We start from the raw sequence: 18,736 nt of genomic DNA, 5'->3' as shown, positions 1-18,736 counted from the left end.
GACGGATCGGCTGGAGAAACCCATTAAAGCTTCCGAAGTTCCCCTGCGCCCGGCCACTTGAAATTTCGGAAGAAACTGCCCACCTAAACCCGATAGCAGCGGAAAACCCGCAGCGCAGCGAGGATTTAGAGCAAATAGCGGGAACATGCTTATATAGTACCACTGACCCTGCTTTGCTAAAAAGAAAAATAAACCCGAAAACTCAAAACATGGTATTCCTCATAAAAATTTTATAAATTAGTTTATGCTACAGGTTAAACAATGGTGTAATGATTTAATTGGTTTGCTATTTCCAAACCTCTGTAACGCCTGCGGTGTAGCATTATACCATAGCGAGTATTTAATCTGCACGAAATGCCTGTACGACCTCCCCTTTACCGATTATCATGAATATGCAGACAATAGGGTTGCCAGGCAGTTTTGGGGCCGCTTACCAGTTAATGCGGCAATGGCCATGTTGTATTTTAAAAAAGGAACGAAAGTTCAGAACTTAATCCACAATTTAAAATATAACGGAAGAACCGATGTTGGAATCCTGCTGGGTAATATGCTGGGGGACAGGCTGAAAACAGCAACGTTTTACCAGGACATTGACCTGGTGATTCCGGTTCCTTTACACCGCAAGAAATACAAAATGAGGGGATATAACCAAAGCATGTTCATTGCAGAAGGAATTGCAGCACAAATGGGCACCAGCATCAGCGGGAACCACCTTATTAGAAATACTTCTACTGAAAGTCAAACCAAAAAAAGCAGGTATAACCGTTATGAAAATATGAAGGATGTGTTCCAGGTAGAATTTCAGGAAGATATCATGGGCAAACATGTTTTATTGGTTGACGATGTAATTACCACCGGCGCAACGCTTGAAGCCTGCGCTGATGCGCTATTTGCCGCTGAGGCAGGAAAAGTAAGCATAGCAGCACTTGCCTTCGCCGAATAATGATTGAATGCACTGCAAATCCCCTTGCAAGTAGCCAAACATTTTTTAAGTTTGATTTATGCGTTTAAATACTGGTTTATTGCTACTCATCTTATTCATTGCTTCGGCGTGCCGGAAGAATGAAAACATTAGCACAAACCCAGATGCCAGGCTCAGCTTTTCCAGTAAAGAAATATTATTCGATACCATTTTTACTTCAATAGGCTCAACAGTCAGAATAGTCAAAATCATTAACAACAATAATGATGCGGTTAAAGTATCGGAAATTAAATTAGCTGGCGGACACACTTCTGCTTTTGGCATCAATATTAACGGAGAACAGACAACTCATAAAAATGATCTTGTCATAAACGGTCGGGATTCAATAAATCTTTTTGTTAAGGTTTCGATCAACCCCAATGCCAATGGCCTACCCTTTCTGGTACAAGATTCGATCATTTTAAAAACAAACGGGAATAAACAGGTCATTCAACTTTTAGCTTACGGGCAAAATGCGGTGTTCATTAATGAATCTTCCATCAGCACAAATACCATCTGGACAAAAGCGCTGCCCTATATTATTAACGGATCGTTAACCCTGAAAAGCGGTACTGTATTAACCATCCAGCCGGGAACTAAAATCTATTTCCATAAGGATGCCGGTTTAAACATCGAGGGAAACCTGATCGTTAACGGCAGCTTAAACGAACCTGTACTGTTTTGCAGCGACCGGCTTGAAAGCATTTATAATGATGAGCCCGGACAATGGAAGGGAATTTTCTTAAAAAGAACCGGACAAGGGCTGATTAAAAATGCGATCATTAAAAACGCATCTGTTGGCATTACCTCCGATTCTTTATCGTTAAACAGCAACCCAAAATTAATTTTAAGTAATAGTATTATTAAAAACATGCAGGTGGCAGCCTATATTGGCTATCATTCAGAACTGTTAGCCTTTAATAATCTGATGTATAATTGCGGAAATTATTTGATATACGCTGTTGGAGGAGGGAATTATAACCTGAAACAGAACACCTTTGCAGGCTACAATTTAAACTTTCCGCGCAAAACAGCCTCACTGAGCTTTACAGATTATTTATCAGCAAATGTTTACCATAAACTTCAGGTCGATTTGACCAATAATATCATCTGGGGAAGTTTAGTCAACGAATTGGATATACAACAAAAAACTGCTGCCAATTTGCAGCTCAATCTATCACATAACTTGATCCGATCCACCAACAATGCTTATAACGTCAATGGCAACATCTTGAACACCGACCCTTCCTTTATTCACCGGGAACAGTACAATTTTGAACCCGCAGCAAACAGTTCAGCCAGAAAAAAAGGTGCTGATTTAACTGCCGATCCTTATTTCAGTATTTATCTTAACAAAGATATAATGGAAAATGAAAGATTTTATCCCTCAACCTTAGGTAGTTACGAGAAATAATAGGTTTTTTTATATTTTCTCAAAACCAAATCGCATGAAGTTGCGTTTATATATCCGAGAGCGTTAATTTAGATGGTAAGGGTCGATTTCTTCTGAAGAATATCGGCCCTTTACTTTTTTGGCCTTTTTAAAGATCAGTTTTACTTTTTATTCTTTTAGAAAGTGAACACTGGTACTAATGGCGGCCACCCGCCCCGCTTTTCCTCCTGCCGTTCCAATTTATTGATATAAAAAATGTTGTTAAGAAAGGGCATCCGTACATCTGATACCTATCGGATCGGTCTTATTTAACAAAGTCTGTATCTAAATACGCCGATAAACAAAAAAGCAGCTACAAATTAATGCAACTGCTCTGTTTATCTGTTTTGTTGTAAAATTATTCAACTGTTACCGATTTGGCCAGGTTTCTTGGCTGATCTACGTTACAGCCACGCATTACCGCAATATGATACGATAATAACTGAAGCGGTATGGTTGCCAGGAGCGGTAAAAAAGCTTCATTGGCATCAGGAATTTCGATGCAGTAATCGGCCATTTTTTTCACTTCCGTGTCCCCTTCGGTCACAATGGCAATTACTTTTCCTTTTCTGGCTTTTACCTCTTGTATGTTACTGATTACTTTTTCGTAAGATGAGTTTTGCGTTGCAATAAACACTACAGGCATTTCTTCATCAATTAAGGCAATCGGACCATGTTTCATCTCCGCAGCAGGATATCCTTCTGCATGGATATAAGAAATTTCCTTCAGTTTTAAGGCTCCCTCTAAAGCTACCGGGAAGCCACTTCCTCTACCTAAAAACAAACAATTGGTAGAATCTTTAATCTTTTCTGCTACCTCTTTAATCAGGTTGTTCGACTCTAAAGCAACCTGAATTTTTTCAGGAATATGGTCAAGCTCGGTTAAAAGTTCAATTAACTTTGAAGTGGTAATGGTTCCCTTTTGCTGGGCCATGTAAAAAGCCATTAAAGTTAAAACCGTTACCTGTGCGGTAAATGCTTTTGTTGATGCCACACCGATTTCAGGTCCGGCGTGGGTGTATACACCAGCATGTGTTAAACGTGGAATAGAAGCGCCTGCTACATTGCAGATGCCGAAAATGGTTGCACCACGTTCTTTAGCCATCTCAATAGCCGCCATGGTATCAGCTGTTTCGCCAGACTGCGAAATGGCAATCACCACATCCTTTTCGGTGATAATCGGATTTCTGTACCTGAATTCTGAAGCATATTCAACTTCAACCGGAATGCGGGCATATTCTTCAATCAGGTATTCTCCAACCAAACCTGCATGCCAGGATGTTCCGCAGGCCACAATGATGATGCGATCTATATTTTTTAATTTTTCTGCAAATTCTTTAATCCCGCCAAGCTGTACCTTACCCTCTTCCGGGTAGATACGGCCACGCATACAATCTTTAATGGAACGCGGTTGCTCATAAATTTCTTTGAGCATAAAGTGATCGAAACCACCTTTCTCCAGCATTTCCAGCTTTAACTGCAGCTCCTGGATCAATGGCGTTTGCACTACATTATCCAACCTTTTAACCAACAGATCATCTTTGGTGATTAACGCAATTTCATTATCATTGAGATAGATTACATTTTTGGTGTATTCAACAATCGGTGTAGCATCAGAAGCGATAAAGTACTCTCCCTGGCCCACACCGATGACCATCGGACTACCCTTTCTGGCCACAATTAGCCGATCTGGATGATCCTGGTCCATAATCACTATAGCATAAGCACCAATTACTTCCTTCAAGGCTAAACGAACAGCCTCCAGAAGATCAATATTTTCGATTTTCTGGATTTCTTCTACCAGATGAATTAATACCTCCGTGTCGGTATCGCTTTTAAATTCATGACCTCTGCTAATCAACTCCTCTTTTAAAGTAGCATAGTTTTCTATAATACCATTATGAATAATTGATAACTTACCATTATTTGAAGTATGTGGATGGGAGTTGCGGTCAGAGGGAACTCCATGGGTAGCCCAACGGGTATGGCCCATTGCAATCGTACCAGACTTATCCTGATCTTGAGCAAACTCCTCTAATACGGCTACTTTACCCGCTTTTTTATAAATATGTTCACCGCTTTCATTCATTACTGCGATACCAGCACTGTCATAACCGCGGTATTCCAATCTTTTAAGGCCTTTAAGTACAATTGGCCAAGCTTCTCTATAGCCAATATAGCCTACTATTCCACACATAAATTCTAGTTATATTTTAATTGCCAAATATATAAAACAAACGTTTGTTTCAGGTATTAAGTGCTAAAGATGTTTTAGTTAAATCAAAAAAGCAGCTACATTTTTGTAGCTGCTTTCATTATATCATTAGTAAATCGAATTAGTTAAGCTTATTTATAAAGTGGAAATGCGCTTACCAATTTAATCACTTCAGCTTTTACTGTATTTAGGTTCGTTTCGTCTTCCGGATTGGTTAAAACCCGATCAATTAATTCAACAATCTGTTCCATTTCAGCTTCTTTTAACCCACGTGTGGTAACAGCAGCCGTACCTACGCGGATACCAGAAGTTACAAACGGCGATTTATCATCAAAAGGAACCATATTTTTATTTACCGTAATTTCTGCTTTTTCCAAAGCATTTTCGGCTACCTTACCTGTGATGTTTTTATTGCGCAGGTCGATTAACATCAGGTGGTTATCCGTACCCCCTGAAATGATGCCATATCCTTTTCCTACAAATGCCTTCGCCATGGCCTGTGCATTAGCCGCTACCTGTTTAATATATATTCCATATTCCTCGCTTAAAGCTTCGCCAAAAGCAATTGCTTTAGCTGCAATAATATGCTCTAACGGACCGCCCTGCGTACCTGGGAAAACTGCCATATCAAGTAAATTGCTCATTAAACGGGTTTCGCCTTTTGGTGTTTTTAATCCCCATGGGTTTTCGAAATCCTGCCCCATCATAATCATACCGCCACGTGGTCCACGCAAGGTTTTGTGGGTAGTTGTGGTTACAATATGGCAATGTGGAAGTGGGTTGGCCAGCAGCCCTTTAGCGATTAAACCAGCCGGATGGGAAATATCAGCTAAAACCAAAGCGCCGATTTTATCGGCTACTGCACGGATAAAAGCATAATCCCACTCACGTGAATAAGCAGATGCACCGCAGATAATCAGTTTCGGTTTTTCAGCTAAAGCAACTTCCTCTAATTTTTTATAATCAATTAGTCCGGTTTCTTTTTCTACGCCATAGAATAAAGGCTGATATAATTTACCCGAGAAGTTAACCGGCGAACCATGTGTTAAGTGTCCACCGTGAGAAAGGTCAAATCCTAATATTTTATCACCTGGTTGCAAAACAGCAAGCATTACCGCGGCATTGGCCTGCGCACCAGAATGCGGTTGAACATTTACCCACGCTGCTCCAAATAATTCTTTTGCCCTATCGATCGCAATCTGCTCTACCACATCTACCACCTGGCAACCGCCATAGTAACGTTTTCCCGGTAAGCCTTCTGCATATTTGTTGGTCAATACCGATCCGGCAGCTTCCATCACTTGTTTGCTTACAAAGTTTTCTGATGCAATAAGCTCTAAACCATGTTCCTGGCGGTTTAACTCTTTATCGATAAGTTCGAAAATCTGGTTGTCGCGTGTCATTGTATATTTAGGTTTGTATTTTTTTGGCAAAAGTAAGGATTTCAAATTTAATTCGCGCTTGTTTAAGTTAATGCTTTCACATTAAAGTTGTTAAAGCCACTCCCAATGGTTATCTCAACGATTTGTTGTTGCAGCATTTCCAAAATGGCCAGAAAATTATAAACGAAATGCACTTTGTTTTCCGAATTTTTAAGCACCAGGGCAAAATCAATCTGTTCATTGATATCAAGCAAGTTGGCGATAAAGTGTTTTTGCTGTTCGATCGTATAGGGATATTGTACAACCGTATGCTTTACTTCTTCACTACGCAACTCATACCTTTGCATGGTGCGGTGATAAACGGTTAAAAGCTTATAAAGATCAAGGGATAAGAGTTCATCCTGATGGGCAGAAGATGCCGCAGCCAGTGCAAGATCGTATACAATATTACCTCTATGATTTTGTTTTAACCGCTCTTCTTCATACCGCTTCATCTCTTCTGCTGCAGATTTAAACTGTTTGTAGGCAATCAGCCTGGCAATAAGATCCTGCTCAGAGTTGATTTCGCTGCCCGTTTCGTCTACCTCAATCCTGGGCAGCAACATTTTAGATTTAATGCGCATCAAGGTAGCCGCAACCAAAATAAATTCGCTCGCCACTTCTACATTTAGCGCCAGGAGCTGGTGGATATAGGCCAAAAAATCGTTGGTGATTTTCGAGATCTCCACATCCTGGATATTAAGTTCATCGCGTTCAATAAAGAACAGCAACAAATCGAAGGGACCTTCAAATACCGGAAGCTTTATCTCAAAATTCTCTGCCTGCATGTGTAGCAACAAACATAATGAAAATTTTCAGGTCTTCTAACTTAAAAGGCTATGCGCAATCTTCAGCCCGCTCTCTGCCAAACGCTCCACGCTAAGCGTTCATTGCCGGCCGCTTAGCCCACTATAATAAAGCGCTATTTTTCTCTTCTATATTAGAACAAATTTAACTTACTTTGTATCTTGTTTTTCACTATAAATTACGAATGCAAGTAAAAGCTGGCCCCCTATTATCTAAAATCAACTATCCTGCTGATTTAAAGCAATATAGCGAATCTGACTTAGAACAAATAAGCCAGGAATTACGACAATATATCATTGACGTAGTAAGTGTAAATGGCGGCCATTTTGGTGCCAGTTTAGGTGTTGTAGAACTAACTGTTGCCTTACATTATGCGTTAAATACGCCCTACGATAAGTTGGTTTGGGATGTAGGCCATCAGGCATACGGACATAAAATATTAACCGGACGAAGGGATTTATTCCATACCAACCGGGTATACGGTGGCATCAGCGGATTCCCAAAAATTTCAGAAAGCGAATACGATACCTTTGGTGTAGGCCACTCATCTACTTCCATTTCGGCCGCTTTGGGCATGGCGGTGGCTTCGCAATTGAAGGGTGAAACCGACAGGCAGCACGTCGCCGTTATTGGCGATGGTGCCATGACAGCCGGCTTAGCTTTTGAAGGATTAAACCATGCCGGCATTGAAAACAGCAATGTATTGGTGATCCTGAATGATAACTGCATGTCTATTGATCCGAACGTTGGGGCGCTGAAAGAATATTTAACCAGCATCACCATTTCGAAATCATACAACCGTTTCCGCGATGATATTTCTCATGTACTCACCGGACTCTCTAAACTTGGCCCTAATGCACACAAGTATGTTAAGAAAATAGAGAAAAGCATTAAAGGCACCTTACTCAAACAAAGCAATTTATTTGAATCGTTAAATTTCAGGTATTTTGGCCCTGTTGACGGGCATGATGTAAAACGCCTGGCACAGGTTATTAAAGATCTTGCTGCCATTCCGGGCCCGAAACTATTGCATTGCGTTACCGTTAAAGGCAAAGGCTTTGCTTTGGCAGAAAAAGACCAAACCAAATGGCATGCACCCGGTCTTTTTGATAAGATTACCGGCGAAATTAAAAAAAGTATTGCTGATAAACCACAGCCTCCCAAATACCAGGATGTTTTTGGGCATACGATGGTTGAACTGGCCGAGGCTAACGATAAAATTGTAGGCATCACTCCGGCCATGCCCTCAGGCTCATCATTAAATATCATGATGAAAGCAATGCCAAAGCGTGCATTTGATGTAGGCATTGCAGAACAGCACGCGGTAACTTTCTCAGCTGGCCTGGCCGTACAGGGTCTGGTTCCTTTCTGCAATATTTATTCAAGCTTTATGCAGCGGGCCTACGATCAGGTAATCCATGATGTGGCCATCCAAAAGCTGAACGTAGTATTCTGTTTAGACCGTGCAGGTTTAGCAGGTGCTGATGGAGCAACACACCACGGGGCTTATGATATTGCCTACATGCGTTGTATCCCGAATTTAGTTGTGTCTTCTCCTATGAATGAAGAAGAGCTTCGCAACCTGATGTTTACGGCTCAACAAGAAAATATAGGCCCATTTGTTATCCGTTACCCGCGCGGCAATGGGGTAATGCCTGACTGGAAGAGACCTTTTAAGGCATTGGAGATTGGCAAAGGACGTAAAATCTGCGATGGTGAAGATGTAGCCTTATTAACCATCGGACACGTTGGTAATTTTGCTGTTGAAGCATGTATAGAATTAAATAGCGAGGGTTTTTATCCGGCGCATTATGATCTACGCTTCATAAAACCTTTAGACGAAGCTTTATTACACGAGGTATTTGCTAAATACAAACACATCATTACGGTTGAAGACGGCTCATTACCGGGAGGTGCCGGTTCGGCTGTAATAGAATTTATGACCGATAATCATTATAATGCCCAGGTGGTCAGACTCGGAATCCCGGATAAATTTATTGACCACGGAGAACAACCTGAACTTTGGGCAGAATGCGGTTATGATAAAGACGCCATCGTTAAAGCGGTTAAAAATGTTGCGGTTAAACGTGTTACAGATAAAATGGCGGGATAATCCTGCTAAATCTATTTTGCATTAATGGTAATACCATGCCCGGTTAGGGCAGGAAATCACTTTTAACTTTTCACTGTTAGTTCTAGATCTTTCTGCACATGCCTAAGCGTTATGTCTGCCACGGAAACACGGAAAAATTTTAATCTCCTCCGTGATTGCTGTGTTTCCGTGGCTAATTAAATTTTGCAAATGTTTTAAAAGCAATATCCCTGCTGGTTAGGGACTAACGATTTGCATTTAAATAGTTATAGATCTTTCTGCGACTGCCTAAGCGTTATGTCTGCCACGGAACCACGAAAAACATAGAATAATTTTAATCTCCTCCGTGATTGCTGTGTTTCCGTGGCTAATTAATTTTTGCAAATGTTTTAAAAGCAATATCCCTGCTGGTTAGGGGCTAACGATTTGCATTTAAATATTTAATCTGCAAAACGAACTGTCAGCATTACCAGCAGCCCAAAATGACTTATTTAATCAGTTCAGCCCCTTTGATGCAGACTAATCAGCCAAATCCTGGTTCCTTCTTGTTATTTCGGTTTGGAGGTCCGAAACTACCTGATCAATCACACGTTTAACCTGTGCAATCAAAGGAATCAGTTCTGAAACGGGCGCATTCTCGTCACTCAGGCTTTCTATATCCCTGATCACACGCTGAATGGAAACAATGCCCAGGTGATCAATGGTTGATTTAAGTTTGTGGGCCAGCGTTGATATTTTTGGAAGATCAGCATTTTCTAAAGCCTGGTTCAGGTCGCTAACGGCAGAAGGCATCTGATCACAAAACATCTGAATCATTTTAGTCACAAAATCCTCCCGCCCTTTGCTGATTACGTAAAGACCATCCAGGCTGTAAAGCGGGACCTCAATCTCTGGCTGAACGGTTTCAACAGCTCCTTTTACCATCCATTTATCAATTACCGTAATAAAAAGGTCTTCTTTTATAGGCTTTGCAATATAATCATCCATGCCGGCCGCTATACATTTTTCCCTTTCCCCTATTATTGCTGAAGCAGTTAGCGCTATGATGGGGCCTTTAAAGCCGCCTTTACGCAACAGCTTTGTGGTATCATAACCATTCAGAACCGGCATCTGAATATCCATAAGAATCAGGTCAAAATCATCCTTATCAACCATATCAATGGCCATCTGGCCATTCTCAGCTATCATAATCTGGCAACCGTAGTTCAATAATACCGTAGAAGCAACGAGCCTGTTCATTTCGTTATCATCAACAATAAGAATCCTTTTGCCCGAAAACAGGTCGTCGCTCAGCACCAGTTTTTCCTCCACCGGAAGATCCTCGCCAACACCTTTCATCAGCCGGATAACAAACGAAATTTCAGAGCCCTTTCCTTTTTCGCTTTTAATGTTAAAATATCCCCCCATCTGGGCAACAAGCTTTTTTGATATGCTCATACCCAATCCCGTTCCACCATACCTGCGTGATACAGATTCATATTCCTGGCTAAAGTTGTCAAAAAGACGTTTAACAAATTCAGGCTGCATTCCTATCCCGGTATCCTTCACCGTAATCTCAATTTCCTGGGCATCATCAAAATTTTCCAAAAGACTCAGCTTAAGGGATACAGATCCTTTGTCGGTAAATTTTACAGCATTGCTCAGCAGGTTCAACACGATCTGGCTAATCCGGTAGGGGTCGCCTATCAATACCGGAGCAATCTCATCATGATGAGGCTGGAAATAATCAATAATCAGCCCTTTCTTTTCCGCCTTATGTTTAATCACCTGGATCACTTCCCTGAGTACTTTTGAAATATCGAGTCCAATAGATTCGAGATTCACTTTGCCCGCCTCAATTTTAGAAAGGTCCAGGATATCATTGATGATGACCAACAGGTTTTTCGATGCGGTCTGTATGGTTTGAACGCAATAATCCTGCTCAACCGTTGGATTGGTTTTAGCCAGCTGGTTGGCCATCGTGATAATGGCATTCATGGGCGTTCTGATCTCATGGCTCATATTTGCCAAAAACATATCCTTACTGCTGACAGCTTTTTCAGCTTCTGATTTAGCGGCCATCAGCTCCAGTTTCTGTTCTTTATGATAGGTAATCTCAAAATTGATCAGCAGAGAACCGATTTGTTCATGCTCATGGTTAAAACTTAAGCTGCTACAAGCCAACCACCATTTCCTTTCACCTTTTGTATCTAAAAACTGTATTTCGCTTACCTTTGATGTGATGTTATCGTAACCTAGGGCATCACCACCCTCCGAAAATATCCTGCCGGCCCACAGTTCTGACAGCAATTTGCCTTTAATACCAATAAGATCATAGCCGCAGATTTCACAGAAACTGCTATTTGCATAAACAATATGCCCGGCCAGGTCAAGTTCTACCAAACCGATCCTCATATTTTCGATCACCTGGTGATAACTGTATTCAGTCACCGAAAATAGCTGCCTTTGCGCTGAATTGTTATTACTGTTATCGGGATTTAAACCTGGCCCAGGTTCAGCTCGTTGAATTTCATCAAGAAATGATTGCCCGTATCCGGCAAAAAAAAGCAGGTTTTGTGCAGCAATCTTTTCCCATTTACCGTTTAACCGTACAGGCTGCTGTTTCAGGGTGATCCAGCTGTTCTTTAAAACACCATCTTTAACGTCTTCATCAAAATGCAGGTCAGTAAAATAATCGAAAATGGATTCACCAACCTTATTACCACAAATTTCCTTCAGTTTATCCCCCAGTTCCACAATATTCAAATCTGCGTCAGCAATAACGAAGAATGGGAATAGCCTGTTTAGCTGTGCACTGTCAAGGGACAAAAGGTTTCTGCTTATCATTTTGATACTATAATAATTTTATTAGGGTACTGCCGCTCATTAATATCCGATATTAAAGTTACGCCTTATTTTCAGAAACAATAAACAAGAAATCAAAGTTCTGCCTGAAGCGAAAAATTAATCACGTATCCTACCAGCTTATGGAGAGATTTTTTTTACACTCCTCATAAGAATAATGAAAAAGTTGACTTTTTTTTTGTTATTATTGTACTAAAATGTAACCGTGACTAAATTAAATTATTATTGTTAAATTCTAAATAATTTCCGATTTATTAACGGCTAAACAGACCTAATAAACATTAAAAATCAATTGTACATTCAAATACTTGGCAGCTACTTTCATATAAAGATTGCACAAAAAATCACTTTGAAGTTCCCCAATCAACGCTTCTTCGCCAATGAATCAACAGAATAATCCTAAAATACATATCCTGCTTGTTGAAGATGACGAATTTATGCAGGCAATACTGAAGGAAATATTGCAGCCGAGATACCGCATCGATATCAGGCCTGATGGCATAGACGCGCTCACGTTTCTACAGAACGGAAATATTCCGGATCTGATTATTTCAGATTTGAATACGCCCAATATGAGTGGCCTTGAGTTAATCGAACAGCTAAAAACCAGCGACTTTTTCAGCTCCCTGCCCATTATGATTTTATCCGGAGAAGAAAGTTCTAATAAACGCATAAAATGCCTGGAAGCCGGCGCTGATGATTTTATGGTTAAACCTTTCAATCCTGCCGAACTGGAAGCCAGAATAAAAATGGTATTAAGACGTGCCGGAAAAAGCAATTTTTAATGGTAGAGAAACAGATCAACGGCTCCGTTGAACCAGGTATTATTGCCATGGTCGGTTTCGAGAATTATACAGAACGTACCTTTTTTGAAAGCTGTAATTTCGAAGGGTTGCGGCTTGTGTATTTTGACAATGGACTAAAGCTTTCACAGGCATGGACAGAACAGCACCTTAAAATTGTAGCCATCATATCAAACAGCGAAATCCTGTCTAACGGCGGGCTTACGCTTATTGAAACGCTCAAAAATATACAGATGCCAAGCGTACCTTTTTTTCTGGTTGTTAAATACTTTAATCCAAATTTAAGGATACTCGCCCTAACAGCTGGCATATCAGATGTATTCAGGCTGCCCATGCAGACAGAACGTGTAGAGAAACGGATTACTTTTTTCGTTAAAAACTGGGATGCACTAACTAAAAGCCTTTCCATCAGGCCAAATGTAATACGCCCTATCGGCCTGGCAAAAAGAGCCTTTGATATTTTCTTTGCCAGCTCGGCCTTAATTATACTTTTCCCGCTGCTATTAATTGTTGCCCTGGCGATATGGATGGAATCCAAAGGCCCTGTTTTTTACTATTCGCTGCGTGCAGGAACAGGATTTAAAGTTTTTAAATTTTATAAATTCCGTTCGATGTATGTAGATGCAGATAAAAAAGTTAAGGATCTGATACACCTCAACCAGTATGATATAGATAAGAAGGAACAGAAAACAACAACACCCGATTCGGTTCTTTGCCAGGATTGCTTACCGGCCGGAAAATGCCAGTATCCGCTTTACGGAGATGGTGTGCAGTGGTGCGAAAAGGACGGTGGTTATTTTGCTACGAATAGTGGCTCTGCTTTTTTCAAGATCGCGAATGATCCACGGATAACCAGGGTTGGCAATTTCATCAGAAATACGAGTATAGATGAACTTCCCCAGCTATGGAATGTAATTAAAGGAGATATGAGCATTGTGGGGAACCGGCCATTGCCCATTTATGAAGCCGAAAAACTAACTACAGACCGGTATGTACTGCGGTTTGCCGCGCCAGCAGGAATAACCGGATTATGGCAGGTTGAAAAAAGGGGGAAAGGTGAAATGAGTGAAGAAGAGCGACTGCTACTTGACAATGAATACGCGAAGAACCAAAGTTTTACAAACGATATTAAGCTTATTTTAAAAACAATACCTGCATTGTTTCAAAAAGAAAGCGTTTAGTTTATCAGCTCCCACCCGACCACCAAAATTTTATTCCTGTTTTAATCGCTATTGAACGGGTAGAAAACCTATTCTTTTAAAATACTTATCCGATGAAATCATGAATAAAAACTCCGTAAAAATCACATATTTAAAATTTTGTTTTTGATATTCATCAACTAATCGTAATATTAAAAGATAGCAAAATAAGGTTAACAGTTCACGTAAAGGTGGAAAAATAAAAAAAGCAGGCTTTAAAATAATTTGTGTCTATTGCAAGTTATCAGTTAGTTAACAACGCTCTGCCTGACAAAAAGATTGAAATGCAACAAAATGAAAATGCTCGTCTGGAAGCACTTTATAATTACGAAATCATAAACTCCGGAAAAGAGCGGGGATTTGACAGACTTACCGAGATCGCTTCATTGATCTGCGAATGCGAAATATCATTGATTTCTTTCGCAGAAAAGGACAGGATCTGGTATAAATCCACAACCGGCCTCGATATAGATGAGGTACCCCGGGGCATTGCAATATGCGAGTATCCCCTGCTTGGCAAAGAGGTATTTATTGTAGAGGATACACTTGAAGATGATCGTTTCAGGCACCATGCGCTATCTGAAGATGGCGTGAGGGTAAGGTTTTATGCCGGATATCCTTTAATAGATCCTAACGGATTTACATTGGGTTCTATATGTGTAGCCGATTTAGCGCCCAAAAAATTAACAGTCAGCCAGCAACGGATCCTTTCTTTACTTGCTGAAGAGGCCATATCACTCATCATAGAACGCCGCAAAAAAGAAGAATATAAAAATTTCCGTACACTATTTAACGATTCAGAAGATCTGATCTGTATTCTGGCACCGGATGGAAAATTTAAAAAGGTAAATCCCGGCTTTAATAAACAGCTTGGATATGATGAAACGGAGTTGAAGCAAAAAACAATCTTCGACTTTATTCCTTCACAAAGCTTAAAAGCGGTTCGTGAAATTTGGGGGAATCTAAAAAATGGTCAGCCATCTGGTGAGCTTACACACCCCGTCATCACCAAAGATGGCCAATACAAAACGATTCAATGGACCGCAACAGCTGAAAAAGCAAACGGAAACTTTTTTGCCATCGGACGTGATGTAACCGCTGAATTTGAAAAAAACAGGGCGTTAAAAGTTAGCGAACAGAAATTTAAAGCTTTCTTTGAAAGCTCTCAGGGCTTAATGTGTACCCATGATCTGGATGGTAACTTTATCTCCATTAACTCCGCCGGTGCGAAAATACTCGGTTTTAAAAAATCTGAGTTAAAAAATAAAAGTCTTTTTGATATTGTTCCTGTTGAAAGGCATGATAATTTGCGCAGATATCTGTCTGATATCGCGAAACATGGATACTCAAAAGGCAATATGCTGGTGCAAAAGAAGTCTGGAGAACACGCCATCTGGTTGTATTCTAATATCATGCAAACAGACCTGGATAACAAGCCTTACATTGTGGGCAATGCCGTTGATATCACCGATCAGAAAAAGCTTGAAAATGAACTCATCCATACCCGAAACCTTTTAGAGGAGACCAGTAAACTGGCTAAAATAGGCGGATGGGAACTTAACCTGAACGAGCGAAAGGTTGTTTGGACGGCTACAACAAGAGAAATACATGCTGTGCCACAAGATTTCGTACCCACATTGGAAAACGGACTTAATTTTTATAAAGAGGGGGAGAGCCGGAAAAAAATACAACACGCCATTCAGGAATGTGTGCAGACCGGAAAAGGATGGGATCTTGAGCTTGAGATCAGGGATTTTAACGGAAAAGAACTCTGGGTTAGGGCAAAAGGCGATGCCGAATCTCCGGAAAATGCCAAGCAGCGAATCTATGGAACATTTCAGGATATTGATGAACAGAAACGGGCTCAACTGGCCCTGATTGAATCCAAAAAGTTACTGGATGATGTGCTCTCAGCGTCCACAGCGGTGAGTATTATCGCTACTGATATCAACGGGATCATTACCGTCTTCAACCGGGCTTCAGAACTGTTACTGGAATACACTGCCGAAGAAATGATTGGCAAGCAAACGCCAGAAATCCTTCATGATCAAACAGAAGTCGACGAACTCTGTACAAGCATCTCCTCAACACTTGGTTATGCGGTTAAAGGCTTTGATGTTTTTAAACAATGTGCAGACAGCCCGCAAAAAGAACGGCTTTTTACCTTCATCACCAAATCCGGAAAACGCTTAAGGGTATCGCTATCCATTACCTCCATCAGAGATTCGGAAGATAAAATTATCGGATACCTCGGCATATCTACCGATGTTACGCAAAAGGAAGCAACCGAAAAAGCACTTGCCCGTGAGAAAGCCATCTTGCTCGCCTTTATCGAAAATGCACCTGCTTCCATAGCGATGCTTGATAAGGACATGCGCTTTCTCGCGGCCAGCAGAAAATGGAAAGAGAACTACACCCAGATTACAAACGATATAGAAGGACTGTGGTATTATGATGTATTCCCGCACCTGTCAGAAGACCGTGTAAATAACCATAAAAAAGTACTCCGCGGCGAGGTGCTGAAAAAAGATGAAGACGTTTATGTGGATGTCCGCACGAATATGCCACAACATATTTCCTGGGAAATGCGTCCATGGTATCATCTGGACACCTCGATTGGCGGAATGATGATTTGCACACAGGACATCTCTGCATCAGTAAAACACCGGCAGGAAATAACTGTTGCGCGGTTACGTGCCGACCATGCCAATTCGGCCAAATCCGAATTTCTGGCCAATATGAGCCATGAAATAAGAACCCCGTTAAACGGGGTGATCGGTTTCACCGACCTGGTGTTAAAAACGCAGTTGAACGATACGCAGAAACAATACCTTACCATTGTCAACCAATCTGCAAACGCTTTATTAAGTATTATCAATGATATTTTAGATTTCTCAAAAATCGAGGCCGGTAAATTTGAGCTCGACATCGAAAAATGTGACCTGTATGATATTGCCTGGCAGGCAAGTGACATCACCACTTACCAGATCCAGTCCAGAAGCCTGGAGATGCTGTTAAACCTCCCTCCTGATCTGCCAAGATTTGTATGGACTGATGCGCTGCGCTTAAAACAGGTTTTAATAAATTTATTAGGAAACGCCGCTAAGTTTACAACCAAAGGAGAAATAGAACTTAGAATAGAGCAGCTGGGTAAAGCAGAAAATCAGTGTTCATTCCGGTTCAGCGTAAGGGATACCGGTATAGGGATCGAAAAAAGCAAACAGGAAAAGATTTTTGGTGCTTTTTCTCAGGAAGATTCCTCAACCACCAAAAAATATGGCGGAACCGGCTTAGGCCTAACCATCTCCAACAAGTTATTAAACATGATGGGGAGCCATCTCGAACTCAAAAGTACTCCGGGAGAAGGAAGTACCTTTTTCTTCGAAGTAAACCTTAAATGTGAACAGGGCGAACCGATTGAATGGAGAGGGATAGAGAGCATCGCAAATGTACTTGTGGTTGATGACAATGACAATAACAGGGAGATATTGGTGAATATGCTCTCCCTTAAAAATATCCAGGCTGACCAGGCCAGGAGCGGCTTTGAAGCATTACAGTTTCTGGCAGAAGGAAGAATATACGATGCCATCCTGATGGATTACCACATGCCATACATGGATGGACTGGAAACGTCGGCAAAAATCAGGGAAAGCTTTACACTTGAACAGGACAGACTTCCGCTGATTCTTCTCCACAGTTCTTCAGATGATGAAAAAATCATCAAAGCCTGCAGAGACCTGAAGATCAACCACCGGTTAGTAAAACCGATCAAAATGCATGAGCTTTACCAGGTACTATCAAGGCTTAAAGCGCCTGAAGTTGCATTTGATGATACGGATCAATCGGCTTCATCTGAAACCATTGAAAATGAATTTAAATTCATGGTAGTTGAGGATAATGAAGTAAACAGATTCCTGGCCCGCGCGCTGATTGAAAAACTTCATCCCAGAAGTGTGATACTCGAAGCTGAAAACGGTATTAAAGCGCTGGAGGTATTTAAAAGAGAATCACCGGACCTTATTTTCATGGACATTCAGATGCCGGAAATGAACGGGTATCAATGTACCCGAGAAATCAGGCTGATTGAGCAAGGAAAAAGAACGCCTATCGTTGCCCTTACTGCGGCAAATGTAATGGGTGAGCGGGAAAAAAGCCTGGAGGCAGGCATGGATGATTTTATTACCAAGCCGGTTTTAGAAGAAAATATCGAAACCATATTAAAAAAATGGCTGCTTCAGGGTAAAAAGGATCATGCAGCTGCTACTGAAATCGTAAAACCTGTTCATTTTGACAGTAGGAAACTGGAGTCCTACCTGGACAATGATCTCAATAGGATAAAAAAAATAATTGGCATCACCATCAATCAGCTGAACCAGATATTGGTTCAGGTAGATGAAATGATTGTACAGTTAGACCCTGAAATCATGATCTCACTTTCACACAAGGTATACGGTATGGCCTCTTCAGCCGGGCTGAACAACCTTGCAGCAATCAGCTCCGGAATGCAGGAACCGGATATTTCCGATCACGTCGCGCTGAAAGCCAAAGTGGAACTCCTGAAACAGGAAATTGAAATCCTTATCCCATTATTAAAGAAAAGGTACGCGGTTGATTAATGCTTCAGGAGGCTGTATTATCGGCGCAAAATTGTCAATCCTGATGGATAATTTATTTTAAAATCAAGATAAATAAGACTAACCAGAGTTCGATGAATAATGTGCTTTAATTGGGGTTATTTTGCGTATTCAATGAACGGTCGTCACCCTGAACTTGTTTCAGGGTCCAGGCTTGGGGCTGTCTCAGAAATGATTTGAAGACTTTTGGCAGAATCATATTTTGAAAGGGCGTCATTCCCGTAAAAAAGGGAACCACGAAGTGCTCAGCGAAGCTAATCTTAATCCACGCTTGCGCGCGTTTCTAACGCGTGCATCAATAAATTAACGATTGCATCGTAACGCTACA

General features: G+C 41.0%; 11 protein-coding genes. 7 read left to right on the top strand and 4 right to left on the bottom strand.

Features of this window, described 5'->3' with window-relative positions; translation table 11 throughout:
- From BM107_RS24990 to BM107_RS24275, 3 genes are all read left to right on the top strand, one after another.
- Positions 1–236: hypothetical protein (locus BM107_RS24990; RefSeq protein WP_208864464.1), on the top strand; the 236-nt coding region annotated here is incomplete at its 5' end.
- An 8-nt stretch (positions 237–244) separates the two neighbouring features.
- The gene (locus BM107_RS24280) at positions 245–943 is read left to right on the top strand and encodes a ComF family protein (protein WP_090988347.1); all 699 of its coding nucleotides are present in this window, start codon (positions 245–247) and stop codon (positions 941–943) included.
- Positions 944–1,001: 58 nt separating this feature from the next.
- A complete protein-coding gene (locus tag BM107_RS24275; protein ID WP_090988344.1) occupies positions 1,002–2,375 on the top strand; it encodes a hypothetical protein in 1,374 nt (457 codons plus the stop codon).
- Between the two features lie 376 nt (positions 2,376–2,751).
- On the opposite strand, the gene glmS is transcribed toward BM107_RS24275, so the two are convergent.
- From glmS to BM107_RS24260, 3 genes are all read right to left on the bottom strand, one after another.
- The gene (glmS, locus tag BM107_RS24270; protein ID WP_090988342.1) at positions 2,752–4,590 is read right to left on the bottom strand and encodes a glutamine--fructose-6-phosphate transaminase (isomerizing); all 1,839 of its coding nucleotides are present in this window, start codon (positions 4,588–4,590) and stop codon (positions 2,752–2,754) included.
- Between the two features lie 149 nt (positions 4,591–4,739).
- Complete coding sequence (glyA, locus tag BM107_RS24265) at positions 4,740–6,011, bottom strand: serine hydroxymethyltransferase (RefSeq protein WP_090988340.1); 1,272 nt, start codon at positions 6,009–6,011, stop codon at positions 4,740–4,742.
- Between the two features lie 62 nt (positions 6,012–6,073).
- Positions 6,074–6,817 (bottom strand): segregation and condensation protein A, encoded by a 744-nt coding sequence (locus BM107_RS24260; protein WP_090988338.1) that lies wholly within the window; start codon positions 6,815–6,817, stop codon positions 6,074–6,076.
- A 203-nt stretch (positions 6,818–7,020) separates the two neighbouring features.
- On the opposite strand from BM107_RS24260, the gene dxs reads away from it, so the two are divergent.
- Positions 7,021–8,949, top strand: a complete 1,929-nt coding sequence (dxs, locus tag BM107_RS24255; RefSeq protein ID WP_090988336.1) for a 1-deoxy-D-xylulose-5-phosphate synthase — start codon at positions 7,021–7,023, stop codon at positions 8,947–8,949.
- A 498-nt stretch (positions 8,950–9,447) separates the two neighbouring features.
- Here the strand turns inward: dxs and BM107_RS24250 are convergent, their stop codons facing one another.
- Positions 9,448–11,754 (bottom strand): PAS domain-containing hybrid sensor histidine kinase/response regulator, encoded by a 2,307-nt coding sequence (locus BM107_RS24250; RefSeq protein WP_090988334.1) that lies wholly within the window; start codon positions 11,752–11,754, stop codon positions 9,448–9,450.
- Between the two features lie 398 nt (positions 11,755–12,152).
- Here BM107_RS24250 and BM107_RS24245 point away from each other — a divergent pair, with 398 nt between their 5' ends.
- The 3 genes from BM107_RS24245 (at position 12,153) to BM107_RS24235 (ending at position 18,390) form a co-directional block, all read left to right on the top strand.
- A complete protein-coding gene (locus BM107_RS24245) occupies positions 12,153–12,557 on the top strand; it encodes a response regulator (RefSeq protein WP_090988332.1) in 405 nt (134 codons plus the stop codon).
- The gene (locus BM107_RS24240; RefSeq protein ID WP_208864463.1) at positions 12,557–13,756 is read left to right on the top strand and encodes a sugar transferase; all 1,200 of its coding nucleotides are present in this window, start codon (positions 12,557–12,559) and stop codon (positions 13,754–13,756) included. Before BM107_RS24245 ends, BM107_RS24240 begins: the two co-directional genes overlap by 1 nt.
- Before the next feature lie 302 nt (positions 13,757–14,058).
- Positions 14,059–18,390, top strand: a complete 4,332-nt coding sequence (locus tag BM107_RS24235; RefSeq protein WP_090988349.1) for a PAS domain S-box protein — start codon at positions 14,059–14,061, stop codon at positions 18,388–18,390.
- Positions 18,391–18,736: the final 346 nt, after the last annotated feature.

This window comes from Pedobacter suwonensis (assembly GCF_900111825.1).
GTDB lineage: Bacteria > Bacteroidota > Bacteroidia > Sphingobacteriales > Sphingobacteriaceae > Pedobacter > Pedobacter suwonensis.
The sequence above is the reverse complement of the archived record's forward strand: the minus strand, read 5'-3'. Positions and strand labels throughout refer to the sequence as shown.

What these genes read in the sequence shown, in the direction of transcription:
- BM107_RS24280 (WP_090988347.1), top strand. Translation starts at nt 245, where the DNA reads ATGCTACAGGTTAAACAATGGTGTAATGATTTAATTGGTTTGCTATTT.
- BM107_RS24245 (WP_090988332.1), top strand. Translation starts at nt 12,153, where the DNA reads ATGAATCAACAGAATAATCCTAAAATACATATCCTGCTTGTTGAAGAT.
- BM107_RS24240 (WP_208864463.1), top strand. Translation starts at nt 12,557, where the DNA reads ATGGTAGAGAAACAGATCAACGGCTCCGTTGAACCAGGTATTATTGCC.
- glmS (WP_090988342.1), bottom strand. Translation starts at nt 4,590, where the DNA reads ATGTGTGGAATAGTAGGCTATATTGGCTATAGAGAAGCTTGGCCAATT.
- BM107_RS24260 (WP_090988338.1), bottom strand. Translation starts at nt 6,817, where the DNA reads ATGCAGGCAGAGAATTTTGAGATAAAGCTTCCGGTATTTGAAGGTCCC.
- BM107_RS24235 (WP_090988349.1), top strand. Translation starts at nt 14,059, where the DNA reads ATGCAACAAAATGAAAATGCTCGTCTGGAAGCACTTTATAATTACGAA.
- BM107_RS24275 (WP_090988344.1), top strand. Translation starts at nt 1,002, where the DNA reads ATGCGTTTAAATACTGGTTTATTGCTACTCATCTTATTCATTGCTTCG.
- BM107_RS24250 (WP_090988334.1), bottom strand. Translation starts at nt 11,754, where the DNA reads ATGATAAGCAGAAACCTTTTGTCCCTTGACAGTGCACAGCTAAACAGG.
- glyA (WP_090988340.1), bottom strand. Translation starts at nt 6,011, where the DNA reads ATGACACGCGACAACCAGATTTTCGAACTTATCGATAAAGAGTTAAAC.
- dxs (WP_090988336.1), top strand. Translation starts at nt 7,021, where the DNA reads ATGCAAGTAAAAGCTGGCCCCCTATTATCTAAAATCAACTATCCTGCT.